This window comes from Jiella marina (genome assembly GCF_024359545.1).
Classification (GTDB): domain Bacteria; phylum Pseudomonadota; class Alphaproteobacteria; order Rhizobiales; family Rhizobiaceae; genus Jiella.
On record NZ_JAKQZG010000015.1, the window covers coordinates 36,364 to 54,039 of the forward strand.

At 64.9% G+C, this 17,676-nt stretch carries 19 protein-coding genes; 10 read left to right on the forward strand and 9 right to left on the reverse strand.

Annotated features, from left to right (window positions below; genetic code table 11):
• Nucleotides 1-123 precede the first annotated feature (123 nt).
• A complete protein-coding gene (locus MF134_RS20920; RefSeq protein WP_255341358.1) occupies nucleotides 124-1,254 on the forward strand; it encodes a DUF2336 domain-containing protein in 1,131 nt (376 codons plus the stop codon).
• A 118-nt stretch (nucleotides 1,255-1,372) separates the two neighbouring features.
• Here MF134_RS20920 and MF134_RS20925 read toward each other — a convergent pair whose 3' ends face one another.
• From MF134_RS20925 to MF134_RS20960, 8 genes are all read right to left on the reverse strand, one after another.
• Complete coding sequence (locus tag MF134_RS20925; RefSeq protein ID WP_255341359.1) at nucleotides 1,373-2,146, reverse strand: NAD kinase; 774 nt, start codon at nucleotides 2,144-2,146, stop codon at nucleotides 1,373-1,375.
• A gap of 261 nt (nucleotides 2,147-2,407) precedes the next feature.
• On the reverse strand, nucleotides 2,408-2,917 hold the full coding sequence (fae, locus tag MF134_RS20930; RefSeq protein ID WP_255341360.1) for a formaldehyde-activating enzyme: 510 nt from the start codon (nucleotides 2,915-2,917) through the stop codon (nucleotides 2,408-2,410).
• Between the two features lie 222 nt (nucleotides 2,918-3,139).
• Nucleotides 3,140-4,030 (reverse strand): triphosphoribosyl-dephospho-CoA synthase, encoded by an 891-nt coding sequence (locus MF134_RS20935; RefSeq protein WP_255341361.1) that lies wholly within the window; start codon nucleotides 4,028-4,030, stop codon nucleotides 3,140-3,142.
• The gene (locus MF134_RS20940; RefSeq protein WP_255341362.1) at nucleotides 4,027-4,998 is read right to left on the reverse strand and encodes an ATP-grasp domain-containing protein; all 972 of its coding nucleotides are present in this window, start codon (nucleotides 4,996-4,998) and stop codon (nucleotides 4,027-4,029) included. Before MF134_RS20940 ends, MF134_RS20935 begins: the two co-directional genes overlap by 4 nt.
• Nucleotides 4,982-5,953, reverse strand: coding sequence for a methenyltetrahydromethanopterin cyclohydrolase (mch, locus tag MF134_RS20945; RefSeq protein WP_255341363.1), 972 nt, complete (start codon nucleotides 5,951-5,953; stop codon nucleotides 4,982-4,984). Before mch ends, MF134_RS20940 begins: the two co-directional genes overlap by 17 nt.
• Complete coding sequence (locus MF134_RS20950) at nucleotides 5,950-7,074, reverse strand: ATP-grasp domain-containing protein (protein WP_255341364.1); 1,125 nt, start codon at nucleotides 7,072-7,074, stop codon at nucleotides 5,950-5,952. Before MF134_RS20950 ends, mch begins: the two co-directional genes overlap by 4 nt.
• The gene (locus tag MF134_RS20955; RefSeq protein ID WP_255341365.1) at nucleotides 7,071-7,967 is read right to left on the reverse strand and encodes an NAD(P)-dependent methylenetetrahydromethanopterin dehydrogenase; all 897 of its coding nucleotides are present in this window, start codon (nucleotides 7,965-7,967) and stop codon (nucleotides 7,071-7,073) included. The genes MF134_RS20950 and MF134_RS20955 overlap by 4 nt, the downstream gene beginning before the upstream one ends.
• A 79-nt stretch (nucleotides 7,968-8,046) precedes the next feature.
• A complete protein-coding gene (locus tag MF134_RS20960) occupies nucleotides 8,047-9,030 on the reverse strand; it encodes a beta-ribofuranosylaminobenzene 5'-phosphate synthase family protein (RefSeq protein WP_304363844.1) in 984 nt (327 codons plus the stop codon).
• A gap of 75 nt (nucleotides 9,031-9,105) precedes the next feature.
• Here MF134_RS20960 and MF134_RS20965 point away from each other — a divergent pair, with 75 nt between their 5' ends.
• From MF134_RS20965 to MF134_RS21005, 9 genes are all read left to right on the forward strand, one after another.
• Nucleotides 9,106-9,477, forward strand: coding sequence for a 4a-hydroxytetrahydrobiopterin dehydratase (locus tag MF134_RS20965; protein ID WP_255341366.1), 372 nt, complete (start codon nucleotides 9,106-9,108; stop codon nucleotides 9,475-9,477).
• 73 nt (nucleotides 9,478-9,550) lie between these two features.
• Nucleotides 9,551-10,672, forward strand: coding sequence for a molybdopterin-binding domain-containing protein (locus MF134_RS20970; protein WP_255341367.1), 1,122 nt, complete (start codon nucleotides 9,551-9,553; stop codon nucleotides 10,670-10,672).
• Between the two features lie 28 nt (nucleotides 10,673-10,700).
• Nucleotides 10,701-12,341, forward strand: a complete 1,641-nt coding sequence (locus MF134_RS20975) for a formylmethanofuran dehydrogenase subunit A (protein WP_255341368.1) — start codon at nucleotides 10,701-10,703, stop codon at nucleotides 12,339-12,341.
• Nucleotides 12,329-13,249: a formylmethanofuran--tetrahydromethanopterin N-formyltransferase gene (gene fhcD, locus MF134_RS20980; protein ID WP_255341369.1), complete on the forward strand. Its 921-nt coding sequence runs from the start codon at nucleotides 12,329-12,331 to the stop codon at nucleotides 13,247-13,249. The genes MF134_RS20975 and fhcD overlap by 13 nt, the downstream gene beginning before the upstream one ends.
• Nucleotides 13,246-14,055 carry a formylmethanofuran dehydrogenase subunit C gene (locus tag MF134_RS20985; protein ID WP_255341370.1) on the forward strand — a complete coding sequence of 270 codons (810 nt, stop codon included), beginning with the start codon at nucleotides 13,246-13,248 and terminating at the stop codon, nucleotides 14,053-14,055. The genes fhcD and MF134_RS20985 overlap by 4 nt, the downstream gene beginning before the upstream one ends.
• Before the next feature lie 185 nt (nucleotides 14,056-14,240).
• The gene (locus MF134_RS20990; protein WP_255341371.1) at nucleotides 14,241-14,447 is read left to right on the forward strand and encodes a hypothetical protein; all 207 of its coding nucleotides are present in this window, start codon (nucleotides 14,241-14,243) and stop codon (nucleotides 14,445-14,447) included.
• 186 nt (nucleotides 14,448-14,633) lie between these two features.
• On the forward strand, nucleotides 14,634-15,191 hold the full coding sequence (locus MF134_RS20995) for a thioredoxin family protein (RefSeq protein ID WP_255341372.1): 558 nt from the start codon (nucleotides 14,634-14,636) through the stop codon (nucleotides 15,189-15,191).
• The gene (gph, locus tag MF134_RS21000) at nucleotides 15,191-15,886 is read left to right on the forward strand and encodes a phosphoglycolate phosphatase (RefSeq protein ID WP_255341373.1); all 696 of its coding nucleotides are present in this window, start codon (nucleotides 15,191-15,193) and stop codon (nucleotides 15,884-15,886) included. The genes MF134_RS20995 and gph overlap by 1 nt, the downstream gene beginning before the upstream one ends.
• 503 nt (nucleotides 15,887-16,389) lie before the next feature.
• Nucleotides 16,390-16,752 (forward strand): DUF2934 domain-containing protein, encoded by a 363-nt coding sequence (locus MF134_RS21005; protein ID WP_255341374.1) that lies wholly within the window; start codon nucleotides 16,390-16,392, stop codon nucleotides 16,750-16,752.
• Nucleotides 16,753-16,792: 40 nt separating this feature from the next.
• Here MF134_RS21005 and MF134_RS21010 read toward each other — a convergent pair whose 3' ends face one another.
• Entirely contained in the window at nucleotides 16,793-17,611 is an 819-nt protein-coding gene (locus MF134_RS21010; RefSeq protein ID WP_457590042.1) for a tetratricopeptide repeat protein, read from the reverse strand.
• Nucleotides 17,612-17,676 lie beyond the last annotated feature (65 nt).

Below are 17,676 nucleotides of genomic sequence, written 5' to 3' on the forward strand. Positions count from 1 at the left end.
TGCCTCGTTAATGATCCCGCTATGAAACTTTTTCGTTCGTCAACGGATATGGTGAACGAAAGCTAAACCTTTTGCCGTGATCATCGCCCCAAGGATCGTTTGAAGGGGAAGGTGCTGCGGTTGATGATCGTACAGCGATTTGCCAACTGGGCCGCCACCGCGACCACCAGGGAGCGGGCGGAAGCGGCGACGATGCTGGCGGAAACCCTCGTGGAAGGTCAGGCGAGCGGCCAGGACCGCGAGGCGATCGTCGCGACACTGACGTGGCTCCTCGACGATCCCGCTCCCTCGGTGCGTCTCGCCATGGCCACGGTTCTTTCCGATGGTTTCGACGTCCCGCGTTCGCTTCTTCTATCGCTGGCGTCCGACGTCGATTCCGTCGCCCGCATCATCGCCGGCCGATCCCAGCTTCTGTCCGATCGTGATCTGGTCGATCTCGCTGCGGCGGGTTCCCCTGCGGCCCGGATCGCGATCGCGGAGCGGCCGCTTGTGCCGCTTCCGGTCTCCGCCGTCATCGCCGAGATCGGCGAGGCGGAGGCAGCTCTTGCCCTTTGCCGCAACGATGGTGCGGCGATCGCCAGCCTCTCCTTCAGTCGGCTGGCGCAGCGCTTTTCGGCGCGAGGCGACATCCGCGAAGCCCTGCTTGGCCGCAGCGATCTGCCGGCCGAGACCCGGCACGGCCTGATGATCGAAGCGGCGGATGTCCTGGCGCAGTCGGATTTCCTGACCAATCTGCTCGGCGCCGACCAGGCTCGGTCGCTGGCGACACTCGCCTGCGAGCGCGCTACGAGCCTCTTCTGCGAGGAATCGAGCGAGCAGCAGACGGCGCGCTTTGCAGGACATTTGCGGGCCAGCGGGACGATCACGCTCTCGCTGATCATCCGCACGCTCGTTTCCGGCAATATCGATCTCTTCACCGCCCTGTTGTCGGAGCTATCCGATCTTTCGGGAAAGCGGGTGGTTTCGATCGTGGCAGACGGCAGAACCTCATCTCTGAGGGCTCTGGCTTCGAGCTGCGGGATTCCTGCGAACATCCTCCCGCTCTTCAGCGAGGCGCTCGAAGTCTGGAGGGCGATCGCCCGGGGCAAGAGCCACGTGCGCCCGGCCGCCGTTCCCGCGGTGATGCTCGAGCGTCTGGGCTCGGCCTATCCGGTGGGGACAGTTTCGTCCGAGGTGCTGGCACAGTTGCGGCGCCTTGCGGCCGAAACCGAGCGTGATGCGGTTCGTGAGGATGCCCGCCGCATCGCCGCCTGAGACGTCGAGAGAGTGAAGCTTCTTCACGCGGCGATGACGAGCGCATGCCCCGGCCTGACTTCGTTGCCGGTCACGCGGCAATGACCGGGTGAGGCCATATTGCCGAGGAGGTGGCGCTTCAATAGCGGAATTGCTCGGCCAGGATCCGCTCGTCCCAGGAGTGCTCCTGATCGAAGAGGATGTAGCAGGTGTCCGTTCCCGACTCGCGGATCTTGAGCCGGGTCACCGATTTCACCTCGGTCGCGTCGGCGACCGCGTTGACAGGCCGCTTTTCGGCTTCGAGGGCGACGATCTCGACTTCCTGATGATTGCGCAGCAGCGCCCCGCGCCAGCGGCGCGGACGGAACGGACTGACCGGCGTCAGCGCCAGAAGCGGCGCGTCGATCGGCAGGATGGGCCCCTGGGCCGAGAGATTGTAGGCGGTCGATCCCGTGGGAGTGGCCACCATGACACCATCGCAGACCAGTTCGTCGAGGCGCACCGTTCCGTCGATCGAGATCTGCAGCCGGGCGGCCTGATAGGACTGGCGGAAGATTGCCACCTCGTTGATGGCGAGCGCCCGATGCTCCGTCCCGCTGGCGTCCACCGCGATCATCTCGAGCGGATGGATGACGTTCTCCACAGCGGCCTGGATGCGCTCGCGCAGCCCTTCCTCGCGATAGTGGTTCATCAGAAAGCCGATCGTGCCCTTGTTCATGCCGTAGATCGGCTGGGCCGTGTCTATGAAGCGATGCAGCGTCTGCAGCATGAAGCCGTCGCCACCAAGCGCCACGATCACGTCGGCCTGGTCCGGAGCCTCGTTTCCGTAGAGTGCCGAAAGATGGAGCGCCGCCTCCTGGGCGGCCGGCGTCTCGCTCGCAACGAAAGCTATGGAATGGAGAGTTCTGGGCATCTTTCGGCGGGCCCCATCGCTGGCGGAGGGCAGCCTTCGCAGGCAAGAGCGGCGTCACCCGACTTGGGGCGGCCTCGCAGCCTCGGCTAGAAAAGGGCAGGGGCGGTCGAAAGAGACGAAAGGGGCCGAGGGCCCCTTTCCATGATGTTCGCGTCCCGAGGGAGCGGCGGCTTCCTATTGGAAACCGAATTTGGCGGCCAATCGCCGGAGAAGGCCGGCAGGCATCGCCGGCTTGTCCTCTTCCCCGGGATGGTCTCTTGTCTAAGCGCCGGCGAAGGGGTGCGCAGCCGAGCCCTTCTTCGAGACGACTTCGGCGGCCGTCGGCGTGCCCTTGATGGCGCGCTCGATGGACTCCATCGTGGCCTGGTAGTTGTAGTCGCGGATCTTCGCGTCGTCCTCGGCTTCCCAGTGGATGAAGACACCCACGCAGATGAAGAGGTCGTCGGCTTCGGCGGCCGGGATGATACCCTTTTCCACCGAGTCGGCGACGGCGCGCGCAACGGCGGTCTGGGCCGGGCCGAACATCTGGACGGCCTGCTTGGCGCCCTTGATGGTGACCTTGTTGAACATCACCGTGTTCGGCTTGGCCGGAAGGTTCGGCGCGACGACCGCGAGAAGCGTCGTGAAGCCGTCCTTGTTGTTGGTCAGCGAGTTACAGAACGCTGCCTCGGCCGCCGAACCGCGCGGTCCGATGATCAGGTCGATGTGCGCGACTTCGTTCCCCTCGCCGACGAGCGATTCGCCGACCATCACTTTGTTGATTGTCGCCATGAGCAATTCCTCCAAACTAACGTTTGCTAACGCGACCGGCGGAAGGCCGGCCATTTCGAAAAGTTCCGATCCGATGAAGGGAATTCAGCCGCACGCAGACTGAGTGCTGCATTGGACGTCCTCCCTCCAGGTCATCAGACTATCCTTGTTCGCGGCGTCCGCTCGGGGACCGGTTTGCCAGATAGCTGTGGGGCCACATGGCACCCTGCGGCGAACAGTCAATCACCCCGCGAGCCCTTCCGCAAGGTTCTTGGCGAAGACGGTTGCAACGGTGAGATCGGCTGAGGTTCCTGGGTTGAGCCCCTCCTGCTTCAAGGCGGCGTCGAATGTCATGGCGTGTCTGAGGCGGTCTGGCGATTCAGTGTTTGTTTTCAGTGTGTTGGAAAATTCGGCAAAGCGCCTGCGGGTTTCTTCCGCCCGGCTCGTACCGAATTTGCGCAGGATATGGCTGTCGGGAAATTGCCGTGCGAAAGCGAGAAAGACGGCGAGCGTCGGTCCATCACCGAGGTCGCCATCTGGAGGAAACGGGCTCGAATCATAAGCCGGCAGACCGATTTCGAAGATCTCCCGAAATCCGTCGCGATACTGGCGCGCGACGAGGTCGGCGTCGGCTGCGAGGGCCATCGCCTCGACGAGGCCGATCCGGGGCGGTTGCTTGACGTCGTGATCGGCTCTTTCCCCCAGCCCGCCGGGGCTCGCCAGCGCGATGGCGGCAAAGGCCTGCCGGGCATCGTCCGCTTGAAGTTCGGCGAGGACGCGTTTCAGGCTGACTTGCAGGTCCGCTGAGACCTCGCCGCCCGCTCTCGACGGCGCGATTGCTTCCGCTGCCTTCGCCAGCGGCGCGCACAGGAGCAGGATCCCGAGATTGGCGTTGACCCCGACGGCCGCAAAACTTGCCTCTGTCGCCCGCAAAATGCGGCGTCCGACCGGTGCGCCCCGCTCCGCCATGGCCGGCGCTGCGGCCTCTGCAGCCTGCAAGAACGTGTCGATCGTCATCCGGTGACCGGCCGCGAAGCGGTGGACGTTTCCGGGCTTCAGCGTCTCGATCTCGGCTCGGCACGCGGCGAGGAAGGCGCGCTCGATCATGCCGGCTCGCTCGCTTCCGACGGTCATGTCAGGGCAGTTTCGCTCGGCACTTGGTTGGCGGCACGGCGCTTCGCGACGGCATCGAGCACGTGTCCCGCCCGAATTGCCGCAATGTCGAGGCCGCTTGCCTTCTTCAGGCCGGTCCAGGCCGGCATGGAATTCACCTCGATCACATGAGCCCGCCCGTCGGCATCCCTGAGAAGGTCGACACCACAGAAATCGCCGCCGACAGCGTCGCAGGCTGCCACGGCGAGATTTTCGAGTTCCGCGTCGGGCTTGACCGCATGAGCGGCGGCGCCCTGCTTGATATTGGTGATCCAGCAGGCCGCTTCGCGGCGCATGGCTGCCACGACCCGCCCGCCGGAAACGAGCAGCCGATAGTCCGACCAGCGGCCGGCGAGCGAATGCCCGACGAAGCGCTGGAGATAATAGACACCGCCGGCTATCTCGTCGTGGGGAGGCAGATCATCGACGCTGCCGATCAGCTTCAGGCCCTTGCCCTGGGCTCCGAAGAGCGGCTTCAGGACGAGAGCATGGTTCTCCGCCTGCACGATCGCCTCGGCCTGCTTGCGCGATTCCACCGTCCAGCTCCGGGGTGAGGGGAGGCCGGCCCGGGCGAGCAGGAAGCTCGTCATTGCCTTGTCGACGCAGTTCTCGATCGCGCGGGCGTCGTTCGTCACATGCACGCCAAGCCGCCCCAGCGCATGGAGAAGCGAAAGCCGTCGCGTCACCGCCTCGAAACTGCCCCCATCCATCGTGCGCACGCAGACCGCGTCGGGCAGCGTCTCCCCAAGGCCCGGAAACCGGACCCCGTGCCGCGCTTCGGTGTCGAAGCCGACATCGGCGAGCCCTGTCGTCTCCACCCATGCTCCGCGGGCCTCAAAGGCCGCGCGAAGCTCACGGGCATGCCGATCGAGGCTCGCCGTGACGAGGAGGATGCGCGGGGCCCCGGGCGCCAGGGCTTCAGTTGCCGGCCTCCTAGTTGAATGAGGCATCGACGAGTTCCGGGTCGACTCCGCCGGCGGAGAAGGTCTCGCCGCTGTCGAGGGAGACGACATGCACCTCGGCGGGAGAGAACAGCATCGGGTCGATCTTGTAGAAATCGCCGTCGTAGCGGCTGAAGATCTCCTTGAACGGCGTGCCGTAATCCTTCGACTGGCTGCTCGGTAGCTTCTCCGCAAGTTCGCGGGCCTTGTCCGCAGGCCCTTTGACGTGCAGCAGCACCCGGCCGCCATAGATAACCGCGTCGTTGGTGCGGCCCATGGCGGTCAGGAAATCCGGGTGCGGCGGGCAGAGCGGCGCGGTCCCCATGCCTTCGACGATGTTTGCCATATCGAAGTGGAGTTCATGGGCCTTGTGCAGCGCCACCTCGACCACGCGTCCGACGATCTGGACGCTGCCGGCCAGCGACTGGGTCGGCGTGAAGATGATCGTCAGCCGTTCCGGCGCCACGTCGCAATCGGCGGCGATTCGACGGACGAGGGCTTCCGGCGGGGGACTGGCCGCTTCCAGGACCAGGGTCGCCGTCTCGCTCTGGTCGGCATAGGCGATGTCCTGGAACAGCGCTTCCTTGCCGGCGAGGGCGCGGGCGGGGCCGGAGCCCATCGAGAAATAGTCCGGCTCGCCCTCCGCGGCGGTCAGCTGCCAGCCGGCATACTGGCTGCCCATGCAGGCGATCACCGGGTTCGAGGAACGTACCGCCAGCGAGAACGGCCAGCGGGGCAGGCGCTCGGACGGGCCGATCGAGACGGTCCCGAGGCCGCCGAGGCAGATCTCGGTGATCAGCCGACCGGCCTCCAGACTGCCGGGCGCCTCGGCGCCTGCGTCGATCAGCCTTTCGCCGGCTGCGCCTTTGGAAACAGCCACCTTCAATTCACCGGCGCGGTCGCACAACTCGCCGACCAGCCGCTCCACTTCCTGATTCACCGATAGTCTTGCCGTCTGGCTCATGCGGCGATTCTCCCAAAGACCTCGTTGATTTGATGTGCCCGTTCCGTGAACAGCCCGACCGCCGCCTCGACGTCGCCCGCCTCGGCGACGATCGTGCAGAGCGGATCGCCGGTTCTGAAGCTGGCCGGAGGCCTGGAGCGATCGCGCGTCCAGTCCGGCCAGTCGAACCCGGCGGGGACCGTGATGTCGCGCGCGGTCCAGGCCAGCCCGGCCGCGCGGATCGTTTCTCGCTTCGGGGGCGACCCGCTTGGCAGACGGCCCTCGCAAGCGTCGAGATGCATGCGGACGAGCGGGGCGCGCTCGTCCTCGAAGATGTCGAGCGTTGCCCCAGCCCGGGCATTGATTTCCAGAAGCACGGGCCCGGCCTCGGTCGAGACGAAGTCCGCGCTGCACAGGCCGACGAGCGGCAGGTGCGAGAGGATCGCAGCAACGGCCCTGCGCATCTCCTCGTCCCATGCCGGCGGTGTGGGCAGCGGGCCGACGGCGCCGGCATAGCGGAAGGGTTCGTCATCGCACGGATCGGTCCACTGCCGGGTATAGCCGAGTGGCGCATGATCCGCGCCATTCGCGACGAAGGCCAACGAGATGCGCTCGCCCGCCACGAAACGCTGATAATAGCGGTCGGGCGCTGCCGGAGCGTCGCCGAAACGAACATGGCTGCCGCCCGACCCGCCGATCTTTTTCGACAGCCAATTGGCCGGGTCTTCCGGCGTTGCGGAGCGGATCTCCGGATGGGCGACGCCCGCCACCGCGCAGATCGCGGCGAAGGCCTTCGGATCCTTCAACTGCCGCGACGCCTGCGCGCTGGTGCCGAGGATCGGCCATCGTCGCCCGATCTCTTCCAGAAGTTCGGGCCGATCCTCAAAGCCGGCGCCATAGACGAAGCCTATCGGCGTCTCGCCTTCCGACAGGCGTTCCAATGCAGTGAGAAGCTCGTCCCCGGAAAAGCCGTCGGGATATTCGCCATGCAGGACTTCGCAGCGTTTCGCATGCTCGGCGAGATCGAGATCGGAGAAGAAATCCACCGCCAGCGCGTCGATCCCGGCAAGCCTGGCGCTTGTCGCGATCTGGCGCGCCGAGAAGGCGGCAGTCAGAATCGTGGGGCGTTGCCCGTCGCTCATGAAACGAGGCTGCGGGCCAGCTGGAACGCGTCGCGGAAATCGAGGGTTTGCGGCTCGCTCGCCTCGATCATGCGCTTCAACAGGCCCTGTTCGGTCTGCGACTTCATCGGTCCGACGGCAAGGGCGCCGATGCCGAGCGCGTCGGTACCTTCGATCGGCTCGCCATCGGCCATCACGTCGATGCCTTCGAGGCCGACCGGCGGAACCGCGTTGACGTCGGCCGCAACGAGAAGCTTGGAGGCGGCCTTGAGCTGATCGGCCGAAAGCACCTGCACGCCGGCCTTCGCCGCCGAGAAGATCACCTCGACGTCCTTGACGATGGCGGTGTTCTTCTCGTCGCTGGAGCCGTCGACCGCCTCGACCTCGACGCCGAAACGCTCCGTCATCTCGTCAGCCCGCTTCTGAACGCGTTCGACGCCGCTATAGCCGACGATCTTCACCTTTGCGCCTTCGAGCGCCGCGATCACGGCCGAGCAATAGCCGACGACGCCGGTCGCACCGAAGACGGCGATGGTGACGTCGGAGAGCGACTTGCCCTTTTCCTGCTTCAGCGTCCGCTCGACGCAGGCGACCATCGCGGCGGCAGTGGTGAATGAGCCGGCCGGGTCGGCCATGATGTTGCAGCCGAATGGCGGGACCAGAGCGTTCTTGGCCGCCTCGATCATGTCGAGCGCCAGGACGGCGTCGTCACCGCCGAAGAAGAGGGCGGACGCCGTGCCATGGTCCGGTGGTCGCGAGAAGATCACGTCCTGAACGAGATCGGCCACCTCCTCCAGCGTGACCTCCTCGTAAGGCGTGACGGAGTCGTAACCGGCATCGAGAGCCTGGTTCACGTCGAAAGGGCTGACATGCTTGTGGGGTGTCAGCATGTGGAGAATGTTCTTGGCGGCCATTGTCGGATCCTCCGTAAAGCGGTCGTTCGTATGGGTTGCGCTGCGCTGAAGTCTCGGGCGCAACGGCGAAAAGTACAGGTCAGCCGGAGCCGGATCGTCTCGCCAGGGCCGGGCTCCGGGCGATCTCGATCCCGTGGTTTCGGCCGGCGACGATGCGGATCTCCAGACCTGCAGCAATGTCGAGGTCGCGGAGTTCCGCCACCAGCCGTTCGGCGAACTCGGGGGACTCGGCGAAGGCGAAGCCGGTCGGGCCCCAGGAACTCTGGCCGATCCCGTGGGCGCCATGGTCTGCCAGCCAGCCGCAGACGCGGCCGACCTTCGCACTGGTGAAGACCCCGCCCTGCGCCGGCGCGAAATGCTGACCGACGATCTCCTGGATCTCCGAAATCGCGGCGCCGAAGGCTGGCAGATCGCTTTCGGCCAGTCCCGGAAGCGCCAGCAGCAGAACGAGTTGGCAGATCCGGGCGGCATCCGCTTCGGCGAAGAGCGGCAGGTCGGCAAAGGCGTCGAGCTCGGCCTGGCCGTGAAATCCTTCGTCGCGCGGATCCATGACGAGGATGGCCCGCCAGGACTCAGGAAACGGCATGCGAGCGACGAGCGGCGGCGGCAGGTCCGACTGGCCTTTGCCGCCATCGACGGCGACGCCGCCGCCGGTGACGAAGGAGGCGCCGAGGCCCGAGCGGTTGCCCCGGCCGAGCAGAGCCGCATCACGTGCCGGATCGAGGTTGCGACCTTCCAGCCTGCGCAGACCGCAGGCCACGGCGAGCGCGAGCTGCGTGCCCGAGCCGAGACCGGAATGGGCCGGCATGGCGGACACGATTTGCAGATCGTACTGACCCGTCAAATCGAGGCCCTTGCGCATGCGATCGAGATAATCGGCTGCGCGTTCGGCATGGGGACCGTCGACGGTATCGGCGAAAGCCCTGCGAATCGCGACCCGCGTCGTCGGCTCCTCGAGCGCGAGCCCGATGCCCCCGAAACGGCGACCGAGAGAGCCGCCGGGATCGAGGAATCCCAGATGAAGGCGGGCGGGCGCGCAGACGGTGACGACGTCGTCGATCAAAAAAATACCCTGCTCTTGCGATGCCCCGTGCCCTATTATTGTGGCTCGACACAGTGGGGCAAGGGAGAAATCACCATGGCTGCCAAGACATTTTCCGACGCGGAAGTCGAAGAGCGCCTCAAGGCAGAGTTGCCGACCTGGCGATTGGAAGACGGCTGGATCCGGCGGACCTACAAGACCGCGAGCTGGAAGGGTACGCTGATGGTGATCAACGCCGTCGGCCATCTGGCGGAGGCCGCCTTCCACCACCCCGACATCACGGCATCTTACGCCTGGGTCGAGGTTCGGCTGATGAACCACGCGGCCAAGGGGATCACCGAATCGGATTTCGCGCTGGCGAAGATGATCGAGCAGGTCGTCATGTGGCAGCCCGGCAAGGAGGACGGCCCGCTTCAGGGAACACCGGACGATCCGCGCTTCGCCTACATCAAATACGACAAATCGTGATGCGGCCGAAATTGGCATTTGACCTTGTGGGCCGGGGCGGTACGTTGCCGCCGGGCACAGAAAGCGAGATCTCGTGGACATAGCGTGGATCGACGGTAAACCGGCGACCCGGGAAGACGCTCTCCAGGCAGCGGCGGGATTGATCGGCAAGTCCAGGCAACCCTTGATTGCCGGGCTGCGGACGGATGTGGCGGGTCTTCGCACCGCATTCGATCTGGCGCGTCGCTGTGGCGGTGTGGTCGATCACTGCGACTCGGACGCGGTCTACCCGCTGGTTACGGCGCTGCGCGACAGCGGTGCATTTCTTGGCGCGCCGGCCGAGATGCGCAGGCGCGCCGACAAGATCCTGATCGTCGGGGATCGTGCGCTTGAGACTGGCGGCGATCTGGTGCGTTGGGTGGTCGAGGGCGAGCCCGATCTAGGGGTGAGAACCCGCGCGTCGAAACGGGGCATCATGGCGATCGGCTCAAACGGAGCCGCATCCTTGGAAGGGGCGGACGTAACCCGAATCGCCTGCGAGGCCGACGATCTCATCGATCTCCTCGGCCTGCTGCGGGCTCAACTGGCTGGTCACCGGCTTGGCAAAGGTCCGGTCGCTGAGGAAGAGCTCGGGAGAATTGCCGAATTCCTGAAGCACGCCGGTTTCGGCTGCGTGATTTTCGCGCCGGAGGAACTGGGTGAACTCGGCACCGAGCAACTTCTCGGTCTTGTGTCCGATCTCAACGCCGAGACCCGGTTCAGCACAGTGCCGATTCTGGCCGTGCCGGATGCCTTCGGTGCCGCGCTCTACGCCACGTGGTCGAGCGGCTATCCGTTGCGCGTGAATTTGGGGACCGAGGTCGTTCAGCATGATCCGGCCCTTTACGCGGCCAGCAGACAGCTTGTCGGGGGCGAGACGGACCTGACGATCTGGATCGACGCGCTCGAAGGTGAGGGCAATGCGCCCGCAAGTTCGGCCACAAGCATCGTCTTGTCGTGTGAGCCTCCCTCGAGCGGAGACGCGCCTGCCGTGGCCTTCGCGGTTGCAAAACCCGGCCGCGACCATGACGGCGTTCTCTACGAACCGCGGTTCGGAAGCTTCGTCCCCGTCTCCGCATCATCCGGCGGCGAAGGGGCGGCAAGTGATTTGCCGACCGTCGCAACCCTGCTCGAAGACCTGACGGCCGAGCTCGGCGCGGTCGCGAAGGCGGCATGACGATGGCGGCCTGGAGGAAACACTCATAATGCTGACACGGCTCAAGAACGGCCATGTCGTCGATCCGGCCAATGATCGCGACGCGGTCGGCGATCTGTTCGTCAAGGACGGCGTGGTCGTCGCGCCGCCCCCATCGGGCACCGCGGCAGACGAAGAGATCGACTGCAGCGGCCTCGTGGTGATGGCGGGTGCGATCGACATCCACTCCCATATCGCCGGCGGCCATGTGAACACGGCCCGCCTGCTTCTGCCGGAATATCATCAGGCGTTTCAGGCGCGACCCGGCTTGACGTCGCTCTCCAAGGTCGGATGGACGACCGAGGAAACCGGCCTGCGTTACGCCGAGATGGGCTTCACGACGGTGGTCGAGCCAGCCATGGCGCCGACCGCGGCCCTTCATGCCCATCTGGAACTCGCCGATACGCCGATCATCGACAAGGCGACGCTCGTCGTCCTCGGCAATGACGATCTCCTGATGACGATGATCCGCGAGGGCGAAAGCGAGAGTGCCATCGCCGACTATGTCGCCTGGACGGTTTCGTCGTCCCGCGCGCTTGGCGTGAAATGCATCAACGCGGGTGGTTCGGCGGCCTTCAAGGAAAATGTCCGCAAGTTCGATTTCGACGATGTCGTGCCGGACTACGGCGTCTCTTCGCGCCAGATCGTCAAGACGCTGCAGAAAGCGGTGGGCGATCTCGGCATCCCGCATCCGCTGCACGTTCATTGCAACAATCTGGGCGTGCCCGGCGATTCCTCCGATTCGATCGAGGCGACGATCCGCGCGGCCGAGGGCGATCCGCTGCACCTCGCCCACATCCAGTTCTATGGTTATGGCACCGAAGGCAAGCGCCGCTTTTCCTCCCGCGGGCAGCAGCTGGCCGAACTCGTGAATGCCGCGCCGGAAGTCACCGTCGATATCGGCCAGGTGATGTTCGGCCAGACGGTGACGATCTCCTCCGACGAGCTGCGCCAGTTCGCCGGGCGCGGGCAGGCGAGCCCGAAGAAGAGCGTCATCTTCGATCACGAGGCCAATGGCGGCGGCGTGGTGCCGATGAACTACAAGGAAAAGAGCTTCTTCAACGCGCTGCAATGGGCGATCGGGCTGGAGCTCTTCCTGCTGATCGAGAATCCGGCCCAGGTGTTCTTCACCACCGACCATCCCAACGGCGCGCCATTCACGACCTATCCCGACATCTTTGCGCTTCTGATGGATCGCGGCGTGCGTCAGCGTTGGCTCGACGCGCTACCGAAGGCGGTCGCCAAGATGACGACGCTCGGCGAGATCGAGCGCGAATATACGTTGAACGAGATCGCGACCATGACCCGGGCGGCGCCCGCCCGGCTTTTGGGCACGACGGATCGCGGCCATCTCGGCGAGGGCGCGGTCGCCGATATCGCCATCTACCGGCCGGGCGAGGACAAGACCGCGATGTTCGGCAAGGCGGCCTATGTGCTGAAGGACGGCGAACTGGTCGTGAAGGACGGCAGCGTGGTCAAGCGGCGCTACGGGCGGGCCCTGACCCTGCGGCCGGAAGCCGACAAGGCGATGAAGAGCCGGCTTGATCGCTATTTCGACGAAAAATACGGGATCCCCGCGCGCTGGTTAGAGGTGCCAGAGCACGCCATCGGCCGGACCGATCCCTTCAAGGTGGTGCCATGCCGGAGTTGAGCGAACCGATGGTCGTGAACGGGATTTCGATCGACGACAGTTTCGCCGAAGCCTTTCCGATGAGCGGCACGGCGATCCAGATCACCGCCGTCAACGAGAAATGGGCGCTTCAGGCGGCGACGACGATGACCGGTTTCGCGACCTCGGTCATCGCCTGCGGCTGCGAGGGCGGGATCGAGCGGTTGCTGTCGCCCGACGAGACCCGCGACGGCCGGCCGGGCGTCCGGGTCCTGTTCTTCGGCTTCGATCCCGGCGGACTCGAGAAGCAGGTGACGACGCGCCTCGGCCAGTGCATCCTGACCTGCCCGACGGCGGCCTGCTATGCCGATCTCGATACGGAACAGTCGATCGATCTCGGATCGGCCATTCGCTATTTCGCCGATGGCTGGCAGATTTCGAAAAAGTTCGAGGACAAGCATTTCTGGCGCATGCCGGTGATGGAAGGCGAATTCCTCTGCGAGGCGAAGACCGGCGTGACGGGCGACGGGGTCGGCGGCGGTAATCTGTTGCTGATGGCCCGCACGGTGGATCAGGCGTTGAGGGCTTCGGAGGCGGCGGTCGCCGCCATGCGCAATGTCCGCGACGTGATCATGCCGTTTCCCGGAGGCATCGTGCGCTCCGGCTCCAAGGTTGGCGGCAAATACAAGGGCATGATGGCCTCCACCAACGACGCCTATTGTCCGACGCTGAAGGGCGTCACGGATTCCGCGCTTGGTCCCGAAATTGGTTCGGTGCTTGAGATCGTGATCGACGGGCTGACCGCGGACGCGGTGTCGAACGCCATGCGGGCCGGCATGAAGGCGGTGGTCGATCTCGGGCCGGAAGAGGGCGCGCTGAGAATCGGCGCCGGCAATTACGGCGGCAATCTCGGACCGCATCATTTTCATCTGAAGGAACTCGCGCCATGACCGGGCTGACCTTTCGCAAGAAAGCCGAGCCGGAGCAGCGCCTGGATCTTTCCGGCCTGACCGCCGGTCGTCTGGCCGGCCTCTCGGCGAGCGAGATCGCCGCATTGGCGATCGGGACGACGCGCGAAACGGTCCGCGTCGGCGACATGTTCGATCTGTCCGGCGACGATCCGGCCTCGATCCGCTTTGAAGGCGGGTCGGAGCGCTTCGACCGCGTTGGCGAGGCGATGGAAACGGGCGAGATCATCGTCGATGGCGACGCGGGTGTGCGGCTCGGTCGCGCCATGACGGGCGGACGAATCACGGTCACCGGCTCGGTCGGCGGATATGCCGGTTCGGTGATGGGCGGCGGCGTGATCGACATTCGCGGCGATGCCGGCGAACGCCTCGGAGCGCCCTTGGCTGGCGAGAGATCCGGCATGGAAGGCGGCACCATCAAGGTTGGCGGCAAGGCCGGTGCCCGAGCGGCTGACCGCATGCGCCGGGGCACGATCTCTGTCGCAGGCGATGCGGGGCCGGATGCCGGTAGCCGGATGATCGCCGGAACGTTGATCGTCGGCGGCAGGGCTGCGGGAACGCCCGGACGCCTGATGAAGCGGGGAACACTCATCCTGGCCGGCGGAGCGGAGCGGTTCGCGCCGACTTTCCTCGACAATGGCCCGGCCGATCTCCTCATCCTCAAGGTGATGGCGCGAAGCTTCAGCGCCGGTGAGGTGGGCTCGGTGCCCTTCGAGGACATGGCGATGCGTCGCCTCGGCGGTGATACGGCGGTGCTGGGTCTCGGCGAGATTTTCCTGCCGCTGTAATGGGAAAAGCCGGTTTCGCTCGCAGCGAGGCCGGCTTTTCGCAAGTCATCCTTACAATCTACGATGGGCGCTTATGTCGCGCGCCTCGAGCGATGCGATCATGCATCCCTCGCTCTATCATCTGCGAACCTCTGAGACAGGAGTGACGGCTGGGTGCCGTCGATGCATGGAGGATCACAGGTTCGATGATTGATCTCGTTCTGACCGTCTGCATGGTTGCCAATCCGGCGAATTGCAAAGAGGAGCGCCTGAGCTATCAGGCCCGGGCGACGAGCGCCCAGTGCATGATGCTGTCGTCTCCCTATGTGGCCGCGTGGGCGGGCGATCACCCGCAATGGTCCGTGAAACGGTGGCGCTGCGAATGGCCGAGTGAGCGCAAGCAGCCCATCTGATCGCCTGCAGCGACACATGCGAGCCCATCCATTCCTCTCCCTCGCTGAGCCGCAAGGTCGATAAGGCGGGTCCGGCCTTGCGTTCCTGATACCTGGACAGGCTGGTCTTACGCGGTGCACGCTTTTCATTGCCGGTCAGAGCCCCATCTTGTCGCCTGGCACCGGACATGAATGGAGGAGACCAGGATGGCGGCACAACCACCGATCTGCGACTTCGGCTGGCCGGCGAAGGACGCCGAACTGATCGGCGTCGACGGCAAGAAGCACCGTCTGTTCGACCACAAGGGCGAGAACGGCCTGCTTGTCGCCTTCATCTGCAATCACTGCCCCTATGTAAAAGCGGTGATCGACCGGCTCGTGCGCGATGCCCGCGAGCTGGAAGCGCTCGGCATCAACACGGTGGCGATCTCGTCCAACGACGTCGAGACCTATCCGCAGGACTCCTTCGACAACATGAAGCGCTTTGCGGAAGTGCATGGCTTCGGCTTTCCCTATCTCTACGACGAAGACCAAAGCGTCGCGCGGGCATACGAAGCTGTATGCACTCCGGACTTCTTCGGCTTCAACGGGGATCTGAAGCTGCAATATCGTGGTCGCATCGATGCCTCGCGCAAGGAGCAGGCCCCAGAGGGCACCGAGCGTGAACTGTTCAACGCCATGCGTCAGGTGGCGGAAACGGGGGAGGGGCCAAGCGAGCAGACCCCGTCCATCGGCTGTTCGATCAAGTGGAAGGATGCCGCCTGATGGTTTCACCCGCTTGGCCGAAGGCGGTCCTGTTCGATCTCGACGGAACGCTGGTTCATTCGGCGCCCGACATCCATGCCGCGCTCAACCAGACCCTTGAAGGCGAGGGCGAACCGACCTTCAGCCTCGAAGCCGTTACCCGGATGATTGGTGCCGGCGTGCCGAAACTGATCGAGCGGGCCTATGCGGCCTTGGACAAGTCGCTCGAGCCGGCGGAACTCGATCGTCTCGTCGATCGCTTTCTCGCCCTCTACGAGCCGCGCAGCACCGAACTGACCCGGCTGTTTCCGGGTGCCGCGGAGATCGTCGGTTCGCTGAAGGCTGAAGGTCGTCGAGTGGGGGTCGTCACCAACAAGCCCGGCCAGGCGACCGCCGCGATCCTCAGGCACTTCGGTCTGGTCGACCACATGGATGTCGTGGTCGGCGGCGATGCCGGTCCACCGAAGAAGCCCGAGCCCGGTCTGCTGCTCCACGCCTGCGAGACGCTCGGCCTTTCGATCGGGGACGTCGTCTTCATCGGCGACAGCGAAAACGACGTCGCCGCAGCGAAGGCTGCCGAGATCTCCGTGGTCGTCGTGACAGGCGGCTATACGGCGCTCTCGCCGGAAGAACTTGGGGCGGACGCCGTCATCGAACGCCTGGACGAGGTCCGCTCGACCTTCGATCGTCTGGTCCCGGCAGGTGCGGGCGTCTGACCAGCGCCAGGCTGTTTTGAAGGCCGGCTGCGCTCCACCTGAGCGAAAATAGCCGGTCGCTATTGGCAGTCCAAGGCCGCGACACATTTTCGCCATCAGTATTGCCGTTTGATTTCAAAGACATATGTCCATCGCTGGATGCGGCCAAACCGCTTCGCCGGAAACGGCGAGGCAGGGAGGTCCTATGTTGATGGATTATGGAAGAGCCGAAGATACCGTTCTGGCAGGCGCGATTGCGTTCTGGCTGCTAGTCATCGCGGGAGCGTTGTTGTTTTCCGCCTAGTCTCCAGATAGCGCGTGACGCTTCGGAAAGTCTTGCTGCGGCAAACGAGGCACGCCGGCGGTCCGAAGAAAATAACTGAACTTGAGAAATATTTCGGCCTGACTGGCTGCTCCGATTTTTGTTGCATTTCGATGCAACCTTTTAAACACAAAGCCATTTCCGCTTTGCAGCCGGCTTCGCCCGAAGCAGAAGGCTGTGGTTTCGAAGGGAGGTTTTGGGCATGCCGAGGATCGACGAGGCGGCGGAGATCCGTGCACTGGCTTATCAGATCTGGGAGCGGGAAGGGCGACCGAGTGGTCGCGAGCACGAGCATTGGGCGGAAGCAAACCGCATCTATGCGGAATTGCATCCGCAGGCCGAAGATCGCGCTGAGGCCCCTGTTCTGATGCGGGATCCCGGTTCCGCGGAGCGATCGGAAGTCGAGAGGCTCCGGGCGGCCCTGTGGACCCCTGAACCCTTTGCAGCCGAATTCGAAAGCCGGGAATCGTCTTCTCGGAGTGAGCCTTGGCGGCGGGCACGGCCCGTTCCCGCACCGAGCGGTGGCTCGGCCCCGCTTTCCAGCGCCTGGCGGAACCGCGCCTGAGCGCTCGCTGGCTTCGGCGCGGTGCCGTGTGCGATGCGCGTCAGCCGCGCTGGCTGTCCTTCTTCTTCAGCGCCGACCACGTATCTTGCTGTGAAAGCATTTGCTTGAGATAGGCGACATTGGCTTCGGCGGCGTCGGGTGAGAGCTCCGCTGAGGCGATCTGCTTGGCTTCGTCGAAGCGTCCCTGCAGGCCGACGACCAAGGCGAGATTCTGTCGGACGCGGCTGTCGCTTCCAGGCTGCGTGACAGCAGCACGCAAAGACGATTCCGCCGAGGCGAGATCATTGGTCAAAATGTATGACATGCCGAGATTCGACAGCACCGTCGGCTCGTTCGGCTTGATGTCCAGCGCTTTTCTGTAAAGCACGCGAGCCTTGTCCGAATGGCCCATCTGATCGAGGATCGCACCTTCGGCCGAGAAGAGCCGCCAGTCGGGCTGATCCGGCGTCTGGGCGCGGCGGATCGTCTCGAGCGCCTTGGGCAGATTGCCGGCTGCCGCCAGCGCCTTGCCATAGGCCGAGAGGACGTCACGGTCCTTCGGATGGGCGATCGCCACCTGCTGCATCACCGCGAGCGACTGATCGTTGCGCCCCGCCATCTGCAGGACCGCTGCGTAGGAGAGGCCGACGCCCTTGTCCTTCGGGGTCCGCTCATAGGCCGCGCCATAGGACCGCACGACGCCTTGCAATTCATTGGTCGACATCGAGGCGACGGACCGACCCGAGTCCGCCCGATTGATCGAGCCGGTCGTCTCGTTGGAGACCGATGCACAGCCCTGCAGCCCCATGAATCCGATCGCCGCGGCGGCAAGAAGAGTCCGCTTCAGGCGCGGCATGGAACGTGCGTCGCAAGCGGCCATGGGTCCATTCCTCCAATTCAAGTCTCAAGGCGCGGCCGCGTCGGGCCGATTTCTCGGAGGAAAGT

Excerpts from the sequence above, each read along its gene's own strand:
- MF134_RS20920 (WP_255341358.1), top strand. The coding sequence starts at position 124 with ATGATCGTACAGCGATTTGCCAACTGGGCCGCCACCGCGACCACCAGG.
- MF134_RS20925 (WP_255341359.1), bottom strand. The coding sequence starts at position 2,146 with ATGCCCAGAACTCTCCATTCCATAGCTTTCGTTGCGAGCGAGACGCCG.
- fae (WP_255341360.1), bottom strand. The coding sequence starts at position 2,917 with ATGGCGACAATCAACAAAGTGATGGTCGGCGAATCGCTCGTCGGCGAG.
- MF134_RS20935 (WP_255341361.1), bottom strand. The coding sequence starts at position 4,030 with ATGACCGTCGGAAGCGAGCGAGCCGGCATGATCGAGCGCGCCTTCCTC.
- MF134_RS20940 (WP_255341362.1), bottom strand. The coding sequence starts at position 4,998 with ATGCCTCATTCAACTAGGAGGCCGGCAACTGAAGCCCTGGCGCCCGGG.
- mch (WP_255341363.1), bottom strand. The coding sequence starts at position 5,953 with ATGAGCCAGACGGCAAGACTATCGGTGAATCAGGAAGTGGAGCGGCTG.
- MF134_RS20950 (WP_255341364.1), bottom strand. The coding sequence starts at position 7,074 with ATGAGCGACGGGCAACGCCCCACGATTCTGACTGCCGCCTTCTCGGCG.
- MF134_RS20955 (WP_255341365.1), bottom strand. The coding sequence starts at position 7,967 with ATGGCCGCCAAGAACATTCTCCACATGCTGACACCCCACAAGCATGTC.
- MF134_RS20965 (WP_255341366.1), top strand. The coding sequence starts at position 9,106 with ATGGCTGCCAAGACATTTTCCGACGCGGAAGTCGAAGAGCGCCTCAAG.
- MF134_RS20975 (WP_255341368.1), top strand. The coding sequence starts at position 10,701 with ATGCTGACACGGCTCAAGAACGGCCATGTCGTCGATCCGGCCAATGAT.
- fhcD (WP_255341369.1), top strand. The coding sequence starts at position 12,329 with ATGCCGGAGTTGAGCGAACCGATGGTCGTGAACGGGATTTCGATCGAC.
- MF134_RS20985 (WP_255341370.1), top strand. The coding sequence starts at position 13,246 with ATGACCGGGCTGACCTTTCGCAAGAAAGCCGAGCCGGAGCAGCGCCTG.
- MF134_RS20990 (WP_255341371.1), top strand. The coding sequence starts at position 14,241 with ATGATTGATCTCGTTCTGACCGTCTGCATGGTTGCCAATCCGGCGAAT.
- MF134_RS20995 (WP_255341372.1), top strand. The coding sequence starts at position 14,634 with ATGGCGGCACAACCACCGATCTGCGACTTCGGCTGGCCGGCGAAGGAC.
- gph (WP_255341373.1), top strand. The coding sequence starts at position 15,191 with ATGGTTTCACCCGCTTGGCCGAAGGCGGTCCTGTTCGATCTCGACGGA.
- MF134_RS21005 (WP_255341374.1), top strand. The coding sequence starts at position 16,390 with ATGCCGAGGATCGACGAGGCGGCGGAGATCCGTGCACTGGCTTATCAG.
- MF134_RS21010 (WP_457590042.1), bottom strand. The coding sequence starts at position 17,611 with ATGGCCGCTTGCGACGCACGTTCCATGCCGCGCCTGAAGCGGACTCTT.